Annotated in this window: 15 protein-coding genes; 13 read left to right on the plus strand and 2 right to left on the minus strand. The window is 65.4% G+C overall.

Features of this window, described 5'->3' with window-relative positions; translation table 11 throughout:
• Positions 1-30: 30 nt before the first annotated feature.
• The gene (locus tag QZM35_RS24320) at positions 31-1539 is read left to right on the plus strand and encodes a YfcC family protein (protein ID WP_301776964.1); all 1509 of its coding nucleotides are present in this window, start codon (positions 31-33) and stop codon (positions 1537-1539) included.
• 118 nt (positions 1540-1657) lie between these two features.
• On the opposite strand, the gene QZM35_RS24325 is transcribed toward QZM35_RS24320, so the two are convergent.
• Positions 1658-3169 (minus strand): PLP-dependent aminotransferase family protein, encoded by a 1512-nt coding sequence (locus QZM35_RS24325; protein WP_301776965.1) that lies wholly within the window; start codon positions 3167-3169, stop codon positions 1658-1660.
• Between the two features lie 125 nt (positions 3170-3294).
• On the opposite strand from QZM35_RS24325, the gene QZM35_RS24330 reads away from it, so the two are divergent.
• From QZM35_RS24330 to QZM35_RS24385, 12 genes are all read left to right on the plus strand, one after another.
• Positions 3295-4578 (plus strand): 4-aminobutyrate--2-oxoglutarate transaminase, encoded by a 1284-nt coding sequence (locus tag QZM35_RS24330; protein ID WP_089429225.1) that lies wholly within the window; start codon positions 3295-3297, stop codon positions 4576-4578.
• Positions 4579-4670: 92 nt separating this feature from the next.
• Entirely contained in the window at positions 4671-6140 is a 1470-nt protein-coding gene (gene gabD, locus QZM35_RS24335; RefSeq protein WP_021156413.1) for an NADP-dependent succinate-semialdehyde dehydrogenase, read from the plus strand.
• Positions 6141-6584: 444 nt separating this feature from the next.
• Positions 6585-7712, plus strand: coding sequence for a phosphoribosyltransferase domain-containing protein (locus QZM35_RS24340; protein ID WP_301776966.1), 1128 nt, complete (start codon positions 6585-6587; stop codon positions 7710-7712).
• The gene (locus tag QZM35_RS24345) at positions 7702-8460 is read left to right on the plus strand and encodes a trehalose phosphatase (protein ID WP_301776967.1); all 759 of its coding nucleotides are present in this window, start codon (positions 7702-7704) and stop codon (positions 8458-8460) included. The genes QZM35_RS24340 and QZM35_RS24345 overlap by 11 nt, the downstream gene beginning before the upstream one ends.
• Positions 8453-9547, plus strand: coding sequence for a cysteine protease StiP domain-containing protein (locus QZM35_RS24350; RefSeq protein ID WP_301776968.1), 1095 nt, complete (start codon positions 8453-8455; stop codon positions 9545-9547). The genes QZM35_RS24345 and QZM35_RS24350 overlap by 8 nt, the downstream gene beginning before the upstream one ends.
• Positions 9544-10494: an HpcH/HpaI aldolase/citrate lyase family protein gene (locus QZM35_RS24355; protein ID WP_301776969.1), complete on the plus strand. Its 951-nt coding sequence runs from the start codon at positions 9544-9546 to the stop codon at positions 10492-10494. Before QZM35_RS24350 ends, QZM35_RS24355 begins: the two co-directional genes overlap by 4 nt.
• 256 nt (positions 10495-10750) lie before the next feature.
• Positions 10751-11344 carry a TerD family protein gene (locus QZM35_RS24360; RefSeq protein ID WP_089433390.1) on the plus strand — a complete coding sequence of 198 codons (594 nt, stop codon included), beginning with the start codon at positions 10751-10753 and terminating at the stop codon, positions 11342-11344.
• Entirely contained in the window at positions 11341-12549 is a 1209-nt protein-coding gene (locus QZM35_RS24365; protein WP_089433391.1) for a TerD family protein, read from the plus strand. The genes QZM35_RS24360 and QZM35_RS24365 overlap by 4 nt, the downstream gene beginning before the upstream one ends.
• A gap of 47 nt (positions 12550-12596) precedes the next feature.
• Entirely contained in the window at positions 12597-13046 is a 450-nt protein-coding gene (locus tag QZM35_RS24370) for a tellurite resistance TerB family protein (protein WP_089428973.1), read from the plus strand.
• A gap of 11 nt (positions 13047-13057) precedes the next feature.
• A complete protein-coding gene (locus tag QZM35_RS24375) occupies positions 13058-14089 on the plus strand; it encodes a TerC/Alx family metal homeostasis membrane protein (RefSeq protein ID WP_089428972.1) in 1032 nt (343 codons plus the stop codon).
• Positions 14090-14118: 29 nt separating this feature from the next.
• The gene (locus tag QZM35_RS24380) at positions 14119-14694 is read left to right on the plus strand and encodes a TerD family protein (protein WP_089428971.1); all 576 of its coding nucleotides are present in this window, start codon (positions 14119-14121) and stop codon (positions 14692-14694) included.
• A 32-nt stretch (positions 14695-14726) separates the two neighbouring features.
• On the plus strand, positions 14727-15305 hold the full coding sequence (locus tag QZM35_RS24385) for a TerD family protein (protein WP_301776970.1): 579 nt from the start codon (positions 14727-14729) through the stop codon (positions 15303-15305).
• A 118-nt stretch (positions 15306-15423) separates the two neighbouring features.
• Here QZM35_RS24385 and QZM35_RS24390 read toward each other — a convergent pair whose 3' ends face one another.
• Entirely contained in the window at positions 15424-16968 is a 1545-nt protein-coding gene (locus QZM35_RS24390) for a PAS domain-containing methyl-accepting chemotaxis protein (RefSeq protein ID WP_301776971.1), read from the minus strand.
• Between the last annotated feature and the right edge of the window lie 345 nt (positions 16969-17313).

Here is a 17313-nt window from a genome sequence, read left to right on the forward strand (position 1 = left end):
CGGCCCGCTTCCTTCTCCGACGAGGATCCGATGTCCGCCTCTTCCCCGAACCCTGCCGGCGCACGCGCCGCCGACGCCACCACGCTCGCCGCTCCGGCCGATGCATCGACCGGCGACGCATCGGCCCATGCCGGCCGCGCGCCGCATCCGCACGGCAAGATGCTGCATCCGGTCGTGATGATGCTGTGGGTGCTGGCGGTCGCGATCGCACTCACGTGGATCGTCGATTCCGGCCGCTTCGAGCGCAACGGCCGGCTCGTCGTGCCGGGCACCTATCACGTGGTGCCGAAGACCACCGCGCTCACGACGCTCGTTGCACCGGCAGTCAGCCACAGTACGCCCACGCATGCGATGCCCGCGAGCGTCGTCTCGGCATTCGTCGCGATACCGGAAGGATTGCTGAAGAACGCGCCGCTGATCGTGATGGTGATGTTCGTCGGCGGGATGTTCGGCGTGATGCGCCGCACCGGCGTGGTCGACGCGGGCATCGACCGGCTGCTGCAGCTCACCGGCAACAATGCGTACCTGCTGACACCGATGCTGATGATCCTGATCGGGCTCGGCAGCACGCTGCTCGGCTTCATCTCCGAGTACCTCGTGATCATTCCGATGGTGGTCGTGATCGCGCGGCGCCTGGGGCTCTCCGACCTGTTCGCGGTCGCTCTGGTCGCGCTCGCCGCGAAGATCGGCTATATCGCGTCGGTGACGAACCCGCTCGCGCTGGCCGTCGCGCAGCCGCTCGTCGGCGTGCCGCTGTTCAGCGGCGTCGCGCTGCGCGCGGCCGTGTTCGTCGTCTTCCTGACGATCGGCATCCTGTACCTGCTGCGCTACGTGCGCAGCACCGGCTATCGCGCCGGGCAGACCGCCGCCGGCCACGCCGCGCACGCGGCCGCGAAGCTGTCGCTGCGCCACAAGGCGACGCTGGCCGTGTTCGCCGCGGCGGTCGCGATGCTGATCTACGGCACGCGCGAACTGAAGTGGGGCAACGTCGAGCTGGCGGCGTTCTATACGTTCGTGAGCATCGTGACGGCCGTGATCGGCGGGCTCGATTCGCGCAGCGCGGCGGACGCGTTCGTCGACGGGATGAAGAACATGATCCTCGCGGCGCTGTTGATGGGGCTCGCCGCGTCCGTCGAACTGCTGCTGCAGAACAGCCTCGTGCTCGACACGCTGATCCACTTCTTCACGCGGCTCGCGGACGGGCAGTCGCCGGTGTGGGTCGCGAACGGGCTGATGGGCGTGCAGATGGTGCTCGACGTGTTCATTCCGTCGGTGTCGGGCAAGGCCGCGGTCAGCATGCCGATCATCGGGCCGATCGCTCAGCTGTCGGGCGTGAGCGGCCAGACGTCGGTGCTCGCGTTCGTGCTCGGCGGCGGGCTGACGAACCTCGTCACGCCGACGTCCGGGATGCTGCTCGCGTATCTGGCCACCGCACGCGTCGATTTCGGCGCGTGGATCCGCTTCGTGCTGCCGCTGTTCCTCACGCTGCTCGCGCTATCGTGCGTCGTGCTGACGTTCGCGGTGTGGATCGGATATTGAGCTTCACCGCAGGGTCGGCAGAACGCGCGTGCGCTTCGCGGTGCGCAGCGCACGCCGCCGTCCGGTATCGATGGCCGCAGCGGGCATCGCAACGCGATGCCGCCACCGAATACGCCGCTCAAGCCACCTCGACCACCCGACCAAACGCCCGCTCGTCGATCGCCTCGGCAAGCGTCGCGAACGCGGTCGCGATCTCGTCCTCCGGCACGCACGCATAACCGAGCAGCAACCCCGACGCCGCACGGTCGCGATCCGCGTAATACCCCGACAACGGCCGCACGACGATATTGCGTTCGAGCGCGGCCTGCGCGACCGCGCGATCGTCGACGCCTTCCGGCAACTGCGTGACCAGATGCAGCCCCGCATCGCTGCCGAGCGCGTGCAGCGTGTCGCCATAGCGCTGCGCGACCGCGTCGAGCAGCACCTCACGGCGCTGCCCATATAACGTGCGCATCTTGCGGATGTGCGACACGAAGTGCCCTTCCGCGATGAACTCGGCCAGCACCGCCTGCTGCAGCAACTGCCCTTCGCGATACAGCTCGGCGCTGGCGGTCGCGAAACTTTCCGCGAGCGGCTCCGGCGCAACCAGATAACCGACCCGCAGCCCCGGGAACAGCGTCTTGCCGAAGCTGCCGACATAGATCACCTGCCCGGCCGTATCGAGACCCTGCAGCGACGCGAGCGGCCGGCTGCCGTAGCGGAATTCGCTGTCGTAGTCGTCCTCGATGATCCAGCAGCCGTGCTGGCGCGCGTATTCGAGCAGCATCCGCCGCCGCGCGAGGCTCATCACCATCCCGAGCGGATACTGGTGCGACGGGGTGACCAGCATCAGCTTCGGCGGTTCGGCGAGATCGGCGGGCGATGGCGCGATCCCTTCGTCGTCGACCGGGATCGGCCGCGTCGTCAGCCCCGACACGTTCAGCACGCTGCGCACGCCCCAGTAGCACGGATCCTCGGTCCAGATTGCATCGCCCGGGTCGGTCAGCAGCCGCACCGCGAGGTCGATCGACTGGTGGATGCCGGTCGTGATCACGATCTGCTCCGGCGTGCAGCGCACCGAGCGCGACGTGCGCAGGTAGTCGGCCAGCGCCTCGCGCAGCAGCGCGAGCCCGCCGCCCGGCGCGTAGGTCAGCAGGTCGGGGCGCAGGCGCCGCCAGTACTTGTTGTGCAGCCGCGTCCACACCCGCGCCGGAAATCGCGACACATCGGGCACGCCCGGCATGAACGCGCCGCCCTGCCGTTTCGACACGCCGGCGCCTTCCACGAGCCGCGTGCCGCGCGCGGACAGCCGCCGCGCGGACGGCTGCACGAGCGCCGCGTGGGTGGTAGCCGCGTCGGTCGGCGCACCGACGATCTCGTCCGGCGCGCTGTCGGCGACGAACGTGCCGCGGCCGGTCGCCGAGTTCACGTAGCCTTCGAGCGCAAGCTGCTCGTAAACCTGCGTGACCGTGTTGCGCGCGATCCCGAGCTCGGCAGCCAGGAGCCGCGACGACGGCACACGCGTGCCGGCCGGCAGTTCGCGCGACAGGATCGCCTGTTGCAGCAGCCGGTGAAGCTGCCGGTAGATCGGCTGTTCGCCGCCGCGCACGAGGCGCTGCGCCAGCCAGTCCGACAACACGCTCGCGCGCATGATTGGCTCCTGAATATTTATTGAAATGGCTCTGATTGCCAGAGCCAAATGTGATTATAGTCGCCTCCATGGGCGGTCGAAGCGCCCGATTTCTACTCACCGGACAGAACATCAAGGAGATGACCGTGAAGAATGCCGACCTGCAGGCCCGCAAGAACGCCGCCACCCCGCGCGGCGTTGGCGTGATGTGCGATTTCTACGCAGCCCGCGCCGAGAACGCGGAACTGTGGGATGTCGAAGGCCGCCGCTTCATCGATTTCGCCGCCGGCATCGCGGTGCTGAACACCGGCCACCGCCACCCGAAGATCGTCAAGGCGATCGCGGATCAGCTGAACAACTTCACGCACACCGCGTACCAGATCGTCCCGTACGCGTCGTACGTCGAGCTGGCTGAAAAGATCAACGACCGCGCGCCGGGCGATTTCCCGAAGAAGACCGCGTTCTTCACGACCGGCGCGGAAGCCGTCGAGAACGCGATCAAGATCGCGCGTGCAGCGACCGGCCGTCCGGGCGTCATCGCGTTCTCGGGCGGCTTCCACGGCCGCACGATGATGGGCATGGCGCTGACCGGCAAGGTCGCCCCGTACAAGCTGAACTTCGGCCCGTTCCCGGGCGACGTGTTCCACGCCCCGTACCCGAACGCCGTGCACGGCGTGACGACCGCCGACTCGATCAAGGCGATCGAGATGCTGTTCAAGGCCGACATCGATCCGAAGCGCGTCGCCGCGATCATCTTCGAACCGGTCCAGGGCGAAGGCGGCTTCAACCCGGCGCCGGCCGAATTCGTGCGCGCACTGCGCAAGATCTGTAACGAGCACGGCATCCTGCTGATCGCCGACGAAGTGCAGACGGGCTTCGCGCGTACCGGCAAGCTGTTCGCGATGCAGCACTACGACGTACTGGCCGACCTGATCACGATGGCGAAGAGCCTCGCGGGCGGCATGCCGCTGTCGGGCGTCGTCGGCCGTGCGGACGTGATGGACGCGGCAGCGCCCGGCGGCCTGGGCGGCACGTACGCGGGCAACCCGCTGGCCGTCGCGTCGGCGCACGCGGTGCTCGAGATCATCGACGAAGAGAAGCTGTGCGAGCGCGCGACGCAACTCGGCGACGTGCTGAAGGCGAAGCTGAACGCCCTGCAGGCCGACGTGCCGCAGATCGCCGACGTGCGCGGCCCGGGCGCGATGATCGCGGTCGAGTTCCTGAAGCCGGGCTCGGGCGAGCCCGATGCGGAATTCACGAAGCGCGTGCAGGCGCGTGCGCTCGAGCGCGGCCTGCTGCTGCTCGTGTGCGGCGTGTACTCGAACGTCGTGCGCTTCCTGTTCCCGCTGACGATCCCGCAAGCCGTGTTCGACGAAGCGCTCGTGATCCTCGAGGAAGTGCTGAAGGAAACGGTCGGCGTGCCGGCCTGAGTGTCCGTCGACTTCATCAACTGAATGCGCCGCCGCCGTCTTCATGACGGCGGCGGCCGTTTCATCCGTCCTTTTCGAAGCAGGTGATTCATATGAGCACGGTTCAGGAAACCCTGGCACTGAAAGACCCGTCGCTGTTCCGCCAGCAGGCGTACGTCAACGGCGAATGGCAAGGCGCGACGAACGGCGAGACGTTCGAAGTCCGCAACCCGGCGACGGGCGGCCTGCTCGGCACGGTGCCGGCGATGGGCACGGCCGAAACGCGTCACGCGATCGAAGCCGCGAACGCCGCCTGGCCGGCGTGGCGCAAGAAGACCGCGAAGGAACGCGCGGTCGTCCTGCGCAAGTGGCACGACCTGATGATGGAGAACGCCGACGATCTCGCGCTGATCCTGACGACCGAGCAGGGCAAGTCGCTGGCGGAAGCGAAGGGCGAGATCGGCTATGCCGCGTCGTTCCTCGAGTGGTTCGCGGAAGAAGGCAAGCGCGTGTACGGCGACACGATCCCGACGCCGGCGAGCGACAAGCGCATCGTCGTGACGAAGGAAGCGATCGGCGTGTGCGCGGCGATCACGCCGTGGAACTTCCCGGCGGCGATGATCACGCGCAAGGTCGGCCCGGCGCTTGCCGCAGGCTGCCCGATCGTCGTGAAGCCGGCCGAAGCGACGCCGTTCTCCGCGCTCGCGATGGCCGTGCTGGCCGAACGCGCGGGCGTGCCGGCGGGCGTGTTCAGCGTCGTCACGGGCGACCCGAAGGCGATCGGCGGCGAGCTGACGTCGAACCCGATCGTGCGCAAGCTGTCGTTCACCGGCTCGACGCCGGTCGGCCGCCTGCTGATGTCGCAGTGCGCAGCGACGGTCAAGAAGGTGTCGCTGGAGCTCGGCGGCAACGCGCCGTTCATCGTGTTCGACGACGCCGATCTCGATGCGGCCGTGCAGGGCGCGATTGCATCGAAGTACCGCAACAGCGGCCAGACCTGCGTGTGCACGAACCGTTTCTACGTGCATGAAGCCGTGTACGACCAGTTCGCGCAGAAGCTCGCGGCAGCCGTCGGCCAGCTGAAGGTGGGCCGCGGCACGGAGCCGGGCGTCACGCAAGGTCCGCTGATCAACGAAGCCGCCGTGCTGAAGGTCGAGGCGCACATCGAGGACGCGCTCGCGAAGGGTGCGACCGTCGTGACGGGCGGCAAGCGCCACGCGCTCGGCCACGGCTTCTTCGAGCCGACCGTGCTGACGGGTGTCACGCCGGCGATGAAGGTCGCGAAGGAAGAGACGTTCGGGCCGCTCGCGCCGCTGTTCAAGTTCGGCAGCGACGACGAAGTGATCCGCCTCGCGAACGACACCGAGTTCGGCCTGGCCGCGTACTTCTACAGCCGCGACATCGGCCGCGTGTGGAAGGTGGCGGAAGCGCTCGAATACGGAATGGTCGGCGTGAACACGGGCCTGATCTCGAACGAAGTCGCGCCGTTCGGTGGCGTGAAGCAGTCGGGCCTCGGCCGCGAAGGCTCGCACTACGGCATCGACGACTACGTCGTGATCAAGTACCTCTGCCTCGCCGTCTGACGGTTCAGGGCCTGCCGCTTCGGCGACAGGCCCTGACCGCCCGGCCAGAACCGGGCGGTCCGACGCGGGCCGGCGTCCCTCTCTCTCCGTCGTGCCCGCGTCATCTCTTCCCCTCCTCTCCCCTTCCCCCTCCTCACCGCTTTCACCGGACTGCGATCACAGCATCGGCGTTGGTCGAACGGCTGACCGTCGTCATCAGGCCACGCCACGCCCGCAACGCCCGTCTTCTCGAACAAAACCGAAAAACAAAAGCCCTCGCGACATCGGCACACGCCTCCACCCACCAATCTTTCAAATTTGATACGATTCAATTTCATTTTGAAAGGTTTCGGGATGCCGGACCGACGGTGCTGGCGCCCGGCGCGAACGCGGTTCGACCGACTGCGCACCAGGCGCAAGCGGTCGTCGTGGGCCTTCGAGCCACGCTCAACGAGGATGCTGTTCATGGAAAGCCACGTAGGACCAACGTGCCTGCGCGCCCAACTCAAGCGGGGGCTGCTCGAGATCAGAGTCGACACCGCCGCGCTGCCTCCCGCGAACCTGTTCGGTTTCGCGGAGCGCCGGAATCCCAAGCGAGCCTTCCTCTTCGTATCCAAGGTCCTGGGCCGTCACATCCCGGTACGCCCGTCGATCATGGCGGCCAGCTTCGAGCGCCTGGCGGCCGGCATTCCGGCGGACCTGCCCGGGCCGGTACTGGTGATCGGCATGGCCGAAACCGCGGTGGGCCTCGGTGCCGGCGTGCACCGCGCCTATCGTGCGGGCCGCGCTGACAGCGCGTACCTCACCAGTACCCGGCATCCGCTGGGTACTCGCGTCTTTGCTCGATTCGAGGAAGAACACAGCCATGCGAGCGCCCATCTGATCCACTGGCCGGTCGATCCGGAGATTCGTGACCTGATGCTGAAGGCTCGATCGCTGATCCTGGTGGACGACGAAGCCTCCACCGGCAAGACCTTCCTGAACCTGCACCGCGCACTGGTCGCAGCAGGCCTGAGCAACGTCGAGCGAGTGGTCACCTGCGTCCTGACGGACTGGACTGCCGGTGCCGCGCGTCACGCGATCGGGGAACCGGTCACCGCGGTATCGCTGCTGACCGGCTCCTACCAGTTCCACGAGGATCAGTCCGCGCCCCTCCCGGACATGCCGAACGTCGGCACCGTTTCCATGGGCGAATGGCCGCTCTCGCCCCGCAACGACTGGGGACGTCTGGGCGTCCGGGAGGTGGACGACACGCTTGCGCCGGACGTTCAGGTCCAGCCCGGCGAGAAAGTCATTGTCGTCGGTACCGGCGAGTTCGTCTGGCGTCCTTTTCTGCTGGCGGAACGCCTGGAGCGATCTGGCGCGGATGTCCACTTCAGCTCGACCACGCGGTCCCCCATCGCCCTGGGCCACGCGATCGAGCACGCGCTGTCGTTCCCCGACAACTACGGCCTCGGTATGCCGAACTTCCTCTACAACGTGAAGCCCGGCCAGTTCGACCGGGTCCTGATCTGCACGGAAACGCCCGCTCAGGCACTCCCCGTGGAACTCGTCGATGCACTGAACGCAGAGGTGATTGTCGATGAGCGGTAACCGCCCCCTGGCATTCGTCGACCTCGACGACACCCTGTTCCAGACCGCCCGCAAGATGGCGGAAGGCGTCCCGCGCACGGCGGCCACGCTGGACGTGCACGGTCAGCCAAACGGCTTCATGGACCCGGTCCAGCACGCGTTCATCACGTGGCTGCTCGCCACCGCCGACGTCGTTCCGGTCACCGCGCGCAGCGTGGTGGCATACGGCCGCGTCATGCTTCCCTTCACCGAAGGCGCAATCTGCTCGCACGGCGGCGTCATGCTCCGCCCCGACGGGTTACGCGATCGAAGCTGGCACGGGCGAATGGTCGAGGTTCTCCAGGGCGTTCAGGAGCGACTGCCGGCACTGTGCGAGGCCACGCTGGCGATCGGCGAGGAACTCGGCTACTCACTCCGCGGCTGGGTCGTGGAAGAAGAAGGCTTGCGCCACTACGTGGTGATCAAGCACAACGCGTCCGACGACGCGGTGCTCGCCGAGGTGCTGGCCGGAGTGCGGTCCCGGCGCATGGTGGACGGCATGCACGTTCACGCCAACGGCAACAACCTCGCCTTCCTGCCAACGGGGCTGGCCAAGCGTGCGGCCGTTCAGGAGTGGTTGCGCCGCGACCGTGAGATCCACGGCGAGCGACCGGTCCTGGGCTTCGGCGACAGCATCACCGATCTCGGGTACATGGACCTCTGCCACATGTGGGCGACACCGGCGCGCAGCCAACTTGCGAATTGGGTGACGGGGACGATCCATGGGTAATCGCCTCGCGAGCCTGAACACCGTCGGCAGCGGCAGCTATGCCCCCGACGATGTGCACGTCCTGCTGCAACACGTGCGGATGAGCGTGACCGACGTCGAGGAGAAGGAACGTCTGATCCAGACGAATCAAAAACACTACTCGGAAATGATCGGCCTCGAGCAGGCGCCCAGCGACGTGCACCAGCGCCTTTACGCCCGCGCGCTGGTGCAGAACGGCGCCCGCATGGCTTCGGAGGTGCAGTCCCTGGCGCTGGCGCTGAATGCCGCTTGCACCGGGCCGGGCATCGCGCTGGTCTCGTTTGTGCGCGCGGGCCTGCCGCTTGGCGTGCTGCTGCGCCGGGCACTCGTGGAGATGGGGCGCGACGCCCGCCACTACGGGATCAGCATCATTCGCGATCGCGGGGTCGACACGGTTGCGCTGGAAGCCATCATCCGGCTGCATGGCGCCGAAAACATCGTCTTCGTCGACGGCTGGACCGGCAAAGGTGCCATTTCCGGCGAGCTCGCACGGACCCTCGCGGACGACACGCGCTTCCCTGAAGGTCCGCGCCTCGTGGTTCTGGCGGATCCTTGCGGCCGCGCGTGGCTGGCTGCCTCCGCGCAAGACTGGACCATTCCGTCCGGCATTCTCGGTGCAACCGTTTCGGGGCTGGTGTCCCGCTCCATCTGGCCGGCTCAAGGCGGCCTGCATGGTTGCGTGGTCTACGAACACCTGCGCGAACACGATGTCACGCGCGCGTTCATCGACAGGATCGACGCCGAACGTCGGGCGCTGGCAGGCGCCCGGCCTGCCGCTCCATGGACCAACGATCAGCGACGGACGCTCCAGGCGTCCGCGGACGACGTGGTGTCCGCGCTGGCAACCCGCTTCGACATCGGCAACCTGAACCGCGTGAAACCGGGTATCGCCGAGGCAACCCGAGCGGTCCTGCGCCGTGTGCCGGATCGCGTGCTGGTACGTGACCGCGATGACAGCGATGTTCAGTTGCTGCTGCATCTCACCGAACGCGCGGGCGTGACCGTGGAGGAAGCTGGCGCCGATCTGGGGCCGTACTGCGCGGTCACCATCATTCGGAGCGCGAATTGATTAAAACCCTCTCTCCGTTCGCCCTCGGCGCGACGCTGTACATGCCGGCCACCCGCAGCGACATTCTGGATGTGGTTTCCGGCACCCGATTCCCTGAGCTGCGCTCGCTGGTGGTCTGTCTGGAAGACGCGGTGGCGGCAATCGACGTCGACAGCGCGCTGGTGAACCTGCGGGCCCTCCTCATGAATATCGACGCCCGGGGTGGGCGCGTCGAATCCGGTCCCTTGCTGTTCGTTCGGCCACGTGATGCCGCGATGGCGGCGGTGCTGAACGACTGGCCGCTGATGAAGCACGTCGACGGGTTCGTCGTACCCAAGTTGACCCTGCGGTCCCTTTCGTCGTGGGAGAACGCGGTCAGTCATCCTGACCTGTACCTCATGCCGACACTGGAGACGGCCGACGTTTACGACCCGGGCGCAATGGTGGAGCTTGGCTCGGCCCTGAAGACGAACCTGAACCGACGCATCATCGCGCTGCGCATCGGCGGCAACGACCTGATGGGTTGTCTTGGTCTGCGGCGCAATCCGGCCACCACGCTCTACCGCACGCCTCTCAGCTACGTGATTCCCATGCTTGCCGGAATCATGGGGGCGCAGGGATTTGCCCTGACCGCGCCCGTCTTCGAGCAACTCGCCACGCCCCATCTCCTGAACGAGGAACTGGAACTGGACATCGCTCATGGCCTGGTCGGGAAGACGGCCATTCATCCGAGCCAGATCCGCATCATCCAGGAGGCGCTGCGCGTGAGCCTCGAGGACTTCAACTGCGCCACGCTGATCGTCAACGATGCGGCCCCTGCCGTTTTCAAGCACAACGACGCGATGTGCGAGCCGGCAACCCACTACAAGTGGGCGGTCAACATCCTCGAACGCGCCAAGTGGCACGGCGTGAAGCCCACCGCCCCGAGCAATGGCGAGCATGGCGTTCGACTGGCGGAGGCCGGCTGATGCGCGTGGAAATGCATGAGGCTGCCCCCAAAGGCGCACGGCCTGCTGTCCGCCGACGCGATGTCGGCCGAGCAGCAGCGGCGACTTGCATCCGGACCGTGAGTGAGCGGCTGCCGCACAAGACGAGTCATGGCGACGCTTTCCCCGTGTGGCGGCAATCCCGCTCGCGGTTTGGCCAAGCCGGGACTCGGCAACGTGACTCCGTCCGATCCCTCGCACGAACACTGAACATTGAAGATCAACAAGGAGCGTAAAGATGGCACTCACCCTGAGCAAGAATCAGAGCATCTCGCTGGAAAAAACCGCGGGCCGTGGCTTGACCTCGATTAGTCTGGGCCTGGGTTGGGACCCGGTAAAGCCCAGCGGCTTCTTCTCCAAGATGCTGGGCGGCGGCAGCAACGACATCGACCTCGATGCGTCCTGCATCCTGCTGGACGGCGACATGAAATCCGTCGACCTGGTCTGGTTCCGACAACTGGCATCCAGGGACGGCGCCATCGAGCACTCCGGCGACAACCTGACGGGTGAAGGCGATGGCGACGATGAAACCATCCACGTCGACCTGCAGCGCCTGCCGGGCACCATCCAGCACCTGGTGTTCACCGTGAACAGCTTCCGCGGACAGACGTTCGACCAAGTCGAAAACGCCTACTGCCGCATCCTCGACGACGCCCAAGACAAGGAGCTGGCGCGCTTCAACCTCGCGGAGAAGGGCCGCCACACTGGTGTTGTCATGGCCAGCCTCAGCCGTGGCGGCGGCGGCTGGGAATTCAAGGCGATCGGCCAGTCCACCCACGGCCGCACCGCGGACGATCTCGTCAATCTGGCGATTCAGGCGGTGCGAGCATGACGACACTGGTACCTGGCGGCAATGCACCGGTGGCCACCGGTCAATTGCGCGTGGACATCAACTACGCGCCGATTCCAGGCGCGGAGATCGATATCTCCGCATTCGCGCTCACCGCTGCGGCGAAAGTCCGGGGCGATGGCGACATGTGCTTCTACGGCCAAACCAGCGTCCTGGGCGGCGCGGTTCAGTTGACCGCCACGACGGCCGGCCGGGCAACGTTCACCGTGGATCTCGCCCGGATCGACCCTGCCGTCGAGAAAGTCGCGCTCACCGCGACCATCCATGAGAACAAGGCGACCTTCGATCGCGTTTCGATGCTGGCGCTGGCCGTGACGGGCGGGATCGAGGCGCAGATCCCGACTGCCGGGATGAATGAGACTGCACTGATCCTCGGGGAGTTTTACCGCCGTCAGGACGCATGGAAGTTCCGCTGTGTCGCACAAGGCTTTGCCGGCGGCCTGGAGCCGCTGGCCAGGCACTTCGGCGTCGACGTTGCCGCGCCTTCCGGTAGCCCGACACAGAGCCCTCCCGCGCCGGCTCCGGCGCCCGTACCAGCGCCCGCGCTCGCACCGGCCCCGCCTGGCGCACCGACGTCCACGATCCGGCTCAGCAAAGTCACGCTCGACAAATCACGCCCCAGCATCAGCCTGGAGAAGACCGCTGCCGGCTTCGGTGAAATCAAGGTGAACCTCAACTGGAACCAGGGTACGAGTGGCCTGCTCGGCGGCTTCCTGGGAAAACGCGGCGCCATCGATCTGGACCTGGGTTGCCTGTTTGAAATGCAGGACGGATTCAAAGGGGCCGTGCAGGCGCTCGGCAAGCGTTTCGGCGATCTGCGGGAGGCACCCTACATCCAGCTGATGGGAGATGACCGCACCGGCTCGGTTGCCGATGGCGAGTGGCTTCGCATCAATGGGCAACAGTGGAACAAGATCGAACGCATCCTGATTTTCGCGTTCATCTACGACGGCGCGCCGAACTGGAAGGCAACGGATGGTGTCGTCACCATTTTCGTGCCCGGCCAGTCCGACATCGAAGTTCGCATGAACGAGGAAGGCGGCCGCCACGGCATGTGCGCGATTGCCCTGCTTGAAAACGTGAACGGGGCCGTCAAGGTCTCTCGTCGAGTCGACTTCCATCCCGGACACGAGGAAATGGATCGTGCCTACGGCTGGGGGATGCGCTGGAAAGCAGGCTCCAAGTAACCATTGACCGGTGGGGCCGTCCGGCCCCGCTCACTGAGGGGAAACACATGCTCGACTGGCTGAAAACCAACGCGGCCAAAGCCCGCGAAACCTTGACCATCGAAGTCGCCAAATTCAAGAACCGGACGTTCATGGAGGCGACCGCCAATGCTTGCGCGCTGATCTCCGCCGCGGATGGCGAGATCAAATCCGAAGAGAAGCTGAAGATGGTCGGCTTCATCAACAATTCCCCGGAATTGAAGGTCTTCAACCTGAGCGACGTGATCGCGGTGTTCAACGACGCCTGCGGCAAGTTCGAATTCGATTTCCAGATCGGCCAGGCCGAGGCGCTGAAGGCCATCGGCAAGATCAAGGGCAAGGACGGCGAAGCACGCTTGCTGGTGCGTGTGGCCTGTGCCATTGGCGCATCCGACGGTCATTTCGACGACAAGGAAAAAGCAGCTTGCCGCCTGATTTGCCTCGAGCTCGGCTTGAACCCGGTTGACTTCGAACTGTAGGAAACCGAAACGTGGAAACGACACACATTGGCTTCCCGCCGTTGACCATGGCGGTATTCATCGGCCTGGCGCTGGCCGCCCTGGTGCTGGACATGGTGACCCACCGCGACGACAAACCGATCACCCTCGCCCGGGCGTCCATCTGGTCGGTATTCTGGGTGGCCATCTCCGTTGCATTCGCCGGCTTCCTGTACGTGCAGCACGGCGCGGAAGTGGCCAGCCTGTTCCTGACCGGTTATGCGCTGGAGAAGGTCCTCTCCGTCGACAACCTGTTCGTCTTCATGGCGATCTTCGCGTGGTTCAAGGTCCCGGACGGCATGCGTCACCGCATCCTGCACTGGGGCATCATCGGGGCCATCGTGTTCCGCGGTGTCTTTGTCGTCATCGGTACCGGCCTGCTGGCATTCGGCCCATGGGTCGAGATCGCCTTCGCGCTGATCGTGGCGTGGACCGCCGTCATGATGCTCAAGGGCGGTGACGACGATGACGAGGCGAAGGACTACTCGCAGCATCTTGCTTGCCGCTTCGCGAAAAAGCTCTTCCCCGTATGGCCCAGGCTGCACGGCCACAAATTTTTCGTGAGCCGCAAGCAGCTCGAGGCGGAAGCACGGACGGCCGAGCGGGACATGAGCCTGGCGGCCAAAGGCGGCCTGTTCGCTACGCCGCTGTTCCTCTGCCTGGTCGTGATCGAAGTGTCCGACGTCCTGTTCGCGTTCGACTCGGTCCCCGCGGTCATCGCAGTCAGCCGTGAACCGCTGATCGTCTACTCGGCGATGCTGTTCGCCATTCTTGGCCTTCGCACGCTGTATTTCGTGCTGGAAGCGCTGAAGCGCTACGTGGTGCATCTGGAAAAGGCCGTGGTCGTCTTGCTGTTCTTCATCGCGGCGAAGCTGGGCTTGAACGCGACCGACCATCTGTTCCACCACGGTATCAGCATCTCCCCGAACACCAGCCTGCTCATCGTCATGGCGGTCCTGGCAATCGGAATCCTGGCCAGCGTGATCTTCCCGAACAAGGAAGACGCGCAAGCCGAAAATCAGTAACCCGTCACAACCCAAAGGAGCTGTTTTTCATGGCACTGACTCTTCAAAAAGGCGGCAACCTCTCCCTGTCCAAAGCCGACCCGAGCCTGACCCGAATCCTGGTTGGCCTGGGCTGGGACCCGCGCGCGACCGATGGCGCCGAGTTCGATCTGGACGCCAGCGCGTTCCTGCTGGGGGCCAACGGCAAAGTCCGCGGTGAAGCCGACTTCATCTTCTACAACCAGTTGCGCAGCCAGGACGGCTCCGTCGAGCATACCGGCGACAACCGCACCGGCGCGGGCGACGGCGACGACGAAGTCATCAAGGTCGACCTGAGCCGCGTTCCGGCCGACATCGACAAGATCGCCTTCACGGTCACCATCCACGACGCGGAAGCGCGCAAGCAGAACTTCGGCCAGGTCAGCAATTCGTTCATCCGCGTCGTGAACGAGACCTCCGGTGCCGAGGTGGTCCGCTACGACCTGGCGGAAGACGCCTCCACCGAAACCGCGATGATCTTCGCGGAGTTGTACCGCAGCAGCGGCGAGTGGAAATTCCGCGCCGTTGGCCAAGGCTACGCCGGCGGCCTGCGTGCCCTGGCCAACGGCTACGGCATGAACTTCTGAACGGTCTCCTCACCTGAACAAGGAATCACACCATGGCTGTCAGTCTGTCCAAAGGCGGTAACGTCTCCCTGTCGAAAGAGGCCCCGGGCCTGAGCGAAATCGTCGTCGGCCTGGGCTGGGACCCGCGCGTCACCGACGGCACCGAGTTCGACCTCGACGCCTCGATCTTCGTCACCGGTGAAAACGGCAAAGTCCTGAGCGACGCCGGCTTCATCTTCTACAACAACAAGAAGTCCGCCGACGGTTCCATCGAGCACCTGGGCGACAACCGTTCCGGCCAGGGCGATGGCGACGACGAGCAGGTCAACGTGAAGCTGGCCGGTCTGGCGGCCGACGTGAAGAAGCTGGTCTTCGCCGTCACGATTCACGACGCAGAAGCCCGCAAGCAGTCGTTCGGTCAAGTCAGCAACGCCTATATCCGCGTCGTCAACAAGGCCGACAGCAAGGAAATCGCCCGCTACGACCTGTCCGAAGACGCATCCACCGAAACCGCCATGATCTTCGGCGAGCTGTATCGCCACAACGACGAGTTCAAGTTCAAGGCGATCGGACAAGGTTTCACGGGTGGCCTGAAGCCTCTGGCAGAAGCTCACGGGGTGAGCATCGGTTAATCCGAAAGGCTGGAAAATCTCCAGCCTGGCCGATCGCGCCGTTCAGTTCGTCACTGAACGGCGCGATCCACGCATGAGGCCGGTCGACATGCGTGAAGGCCAACGAGGCACGCCACGCTCACCGGAACACGTTCACCGCCTCCACCAGCCGCGACGCCTGCTGCTTCAGGCTCTCCGACGCCGCCGTGCTCTGCTCGACCAGCGCCGCGTTCTGCTGCGTGATGTTGTCCAGGTGCACCACCGCCTGATCGACCTGCGACACGCCCGTGCTCTGCTCGGCCGTCGACGAGCTGATCTCCGCGATCAGGTCCGACACGCGCTTCACCTGCGCGACGATGTCCTCCATCGTCTTGCCCGCGCCATCGACGATCCGTGCGCCCGATTCCACCCGCTCGACACTTGCACCGATCAACGTCTTGATCTCCTTCGCCGCGTTCGCGCTGCGCTGCGCGAGTGCCCGCACCTCGCCCGCAACCACCGCGAAACCACGCCCCTGATCGCCGGCCCGCGCCGCCTCCACCGCCGCGTTCAGCGCAAGGATGTTGGTCTGGAACGCGATGCCGTCGATCACGCCGATGATGTCCGAGATCTTGCGCGAGCTGGCCGTGATGTCGTTCATCGTCGCGACCACCTCGCTCACCGCCTGCCCGCCGCGCCCCGCCGCTTCGCTCGCGGACACCGACAACTGGTTCGCCTGCAGCGCCGTCTCCGCGTTGCTCGACACGGTCGCCGTCATCTCGGCCATCGACGCCGCCGTCTGCTGCACGCTCGTCGACGCCTGCTCGGTGCGCGCGCTCAGGTCGTTGTTGCCCTGCGCGATCTCGTTGCTCGCACGCTGCACGTTCAGCACCTGCTCGCTGACGTCGTCGACGAGCCAGCGGAACATCAGCCCGAGCTGGTTGATCGTGCGCAGCGTCATGCCGATCTCGTCGACGCGGTTCATCCGCACGCCGCTGCGGCTCTCGCCGGTCGCCACGCGCAGCGCCTCGTCGCGCAACTGCATGAGCGGGCGCGCAATCTGCGCATCGAGCCACAGCCCCGCGGCCGCCGCAGCGCCGACCGTCACGCCGGCAAAAGCCGCGAGCCCGGCGCCGGTCAGCCCGCACGCCCAGCCGCCGGCCACCACGACCGGCGCGAGCACGCACAGCGACGCATGGAGCCGCGCGCGCACCGACATCGTCTGGAACAGCGACGTGAAGCCGGCCACGCCCTTGCGGACGATCAGCCCCTTGTGAAAATGCCGGTTGCCGGCTTGCCCTTCGCGGAATGCCTTGTAGAGCGCCTCCGCGGCCGCGATCTCGTCGCGCGTCGCCTTCGTGCGCACCGACATGTAGCCCTTCGGCTCGCCGTTGCGCATCACCGGAATCGCATTCGCGCGCACCCAGTAGTGATCGCCGTTCTTGCGGCGGTTCTTCACGAGCGCGGTCCACGGCTCGCCGCCCTTGAGCGTCGCCCACATGTCGGCGAACGCCTCCTTCGGCATGTCCGGATGCCGCACGACGTTGTGCGGCTGGCCTTCGATCTCTTCGGGGGAAAATCCGCTGACCTGGATGAAGGCCGCGTTCGCGTAGGTGATGTAGCTGTTCGCGTCGGTGGTCGACATCAGCGTCGCGTCATCGGGAAAATCGAATTCGCGTTGCGTGACGGGCTGGTTGTTGCGCATGGTGTGGAGCTCCGGGTAACGGATCTTGCGTCCGCTTGTCGATTGATTCGAGACCCGCGCATTGCGGTCTGTCCGCATGCACGTTGGTCTTACCCCTGCGCTTTCGGCAAATCCCACGAAAACATTATGGTGTATTCGGGTAAATATGCATTAGAAATACATGATCTTGTTTTTACCGAACAATTTGTTTATGGATAAAACCAAACACCACGCCAGGCAACGGTTAGACGGGTATTCGTCTGATCATTCAACGCCATTTACTCGATCGCGCTTCAATGTATCAACGTGAAATCTTGAATATGAATATTCGTCGATCAGCGCATTTTTGATTGGCTAAAAAAAGCC

The sequence above is a fragment of the Burkholderia sp. AU45274 genome, from assembly GCF_030482505.1.
Classification (GTDB): Bacteria; Pseudomonadota; Gammaproteobacteria; order Burkholderiales; family Burkholderiaceae; genus Burkholderia.

What these genes read in the sequence shown, in the direction of transcription:
- QZM35_RS24365 (WP_089433391.1), top strand. Translation starts at nt 11,341, where the DNA reads ATGACGACACTGGTACCTGGCGGCAATGCACCGGTGGCCACCGGTCAA.
- QZM35_RS24320 (WP_301776964.1), top strand. Translation starts at nt 31, where the DNA reads ATGTCCGCCTCTTCCCCGAACCCTGCCGGCGCACGCGCCGCCGACGCC.
- QZM35_RS24385 (WP_301776970.1), top strand. Translation starts at nt 14,727, where the DNA reads ATGGCTGTCAGTCTGTCCAAAGGCGGTAACGTCTCCCTGTCGAAAGAG.
- gabD (WP_021156413.1), top strand. Translation starts at nt 4,671, where the DNA reads ATGAGCACGGTTCAGGAAACCCTGGCACTGAAAGACCCGTCGCTGTTC.
- QZM35_RS24370 (WP_089428973.1), top strand. Translation starts at nt 12,597, where the DNA reads ATGCTCGACTGGCTGAAAACCAACGCGGCCAAAGCCCGCGAAACCTTG.
- QZM35_RS24345 (WP_301776967.1), top strand. Translation starts at nt 7,702, where the DNA reads ATGAGCGGTAACCGCCCCCTGGCATTCGTCGACCTCGACGACACCCTG.
- QZM35_RS24340 (WP_301776966.1), top strand. Translation starts at nt 6,585, where the DNA reads ATGGAAAGCCACGTAGGACCAACGTGCCTGCGCGCCCAACTCAAGCGG.
- QZM35_RS24350 (WP_301776968.1), top strand. Translation starts at nt 8,453, where the DNA reads ATGGGTAATCGCCTCGCGAGCCTGAACACCGTCGGCAGCGGCAGCTAT.
- QZM35_RS24325 (WP_301776965.1), bottom strand. Translation starts at nt 3,169, where the DNA reads ATGCGCGCGAGCGTGTTGTCGGACTGGCTGGCGCAGCGCCTCGTGCGC.
- QZM35_RS24380 (WP_089428971.1), top strand. Translation starts at nt 14,119, where the DNA reads ATGGCACTGACTCTTCAAAAAGGCGGCAACCTCTCCCTGTCCAAAGCC.
- QZM35_RS24360 (WP_089433390.1), top strand. Translation starts at nt 10,751, where the DNA reads ATGGCACTCACCCTGAGCAAGAATCAGAGCATCTCGCTGGAAAAAACC.
- QZM35_RS24390 (WP_301776971.1), bottom strand. Translation starts at nt 16,968, where the DNA reads ATGCGCAACAACCAGCCCGTCACGCAACGCGAATTCGATTTTCCCGAT.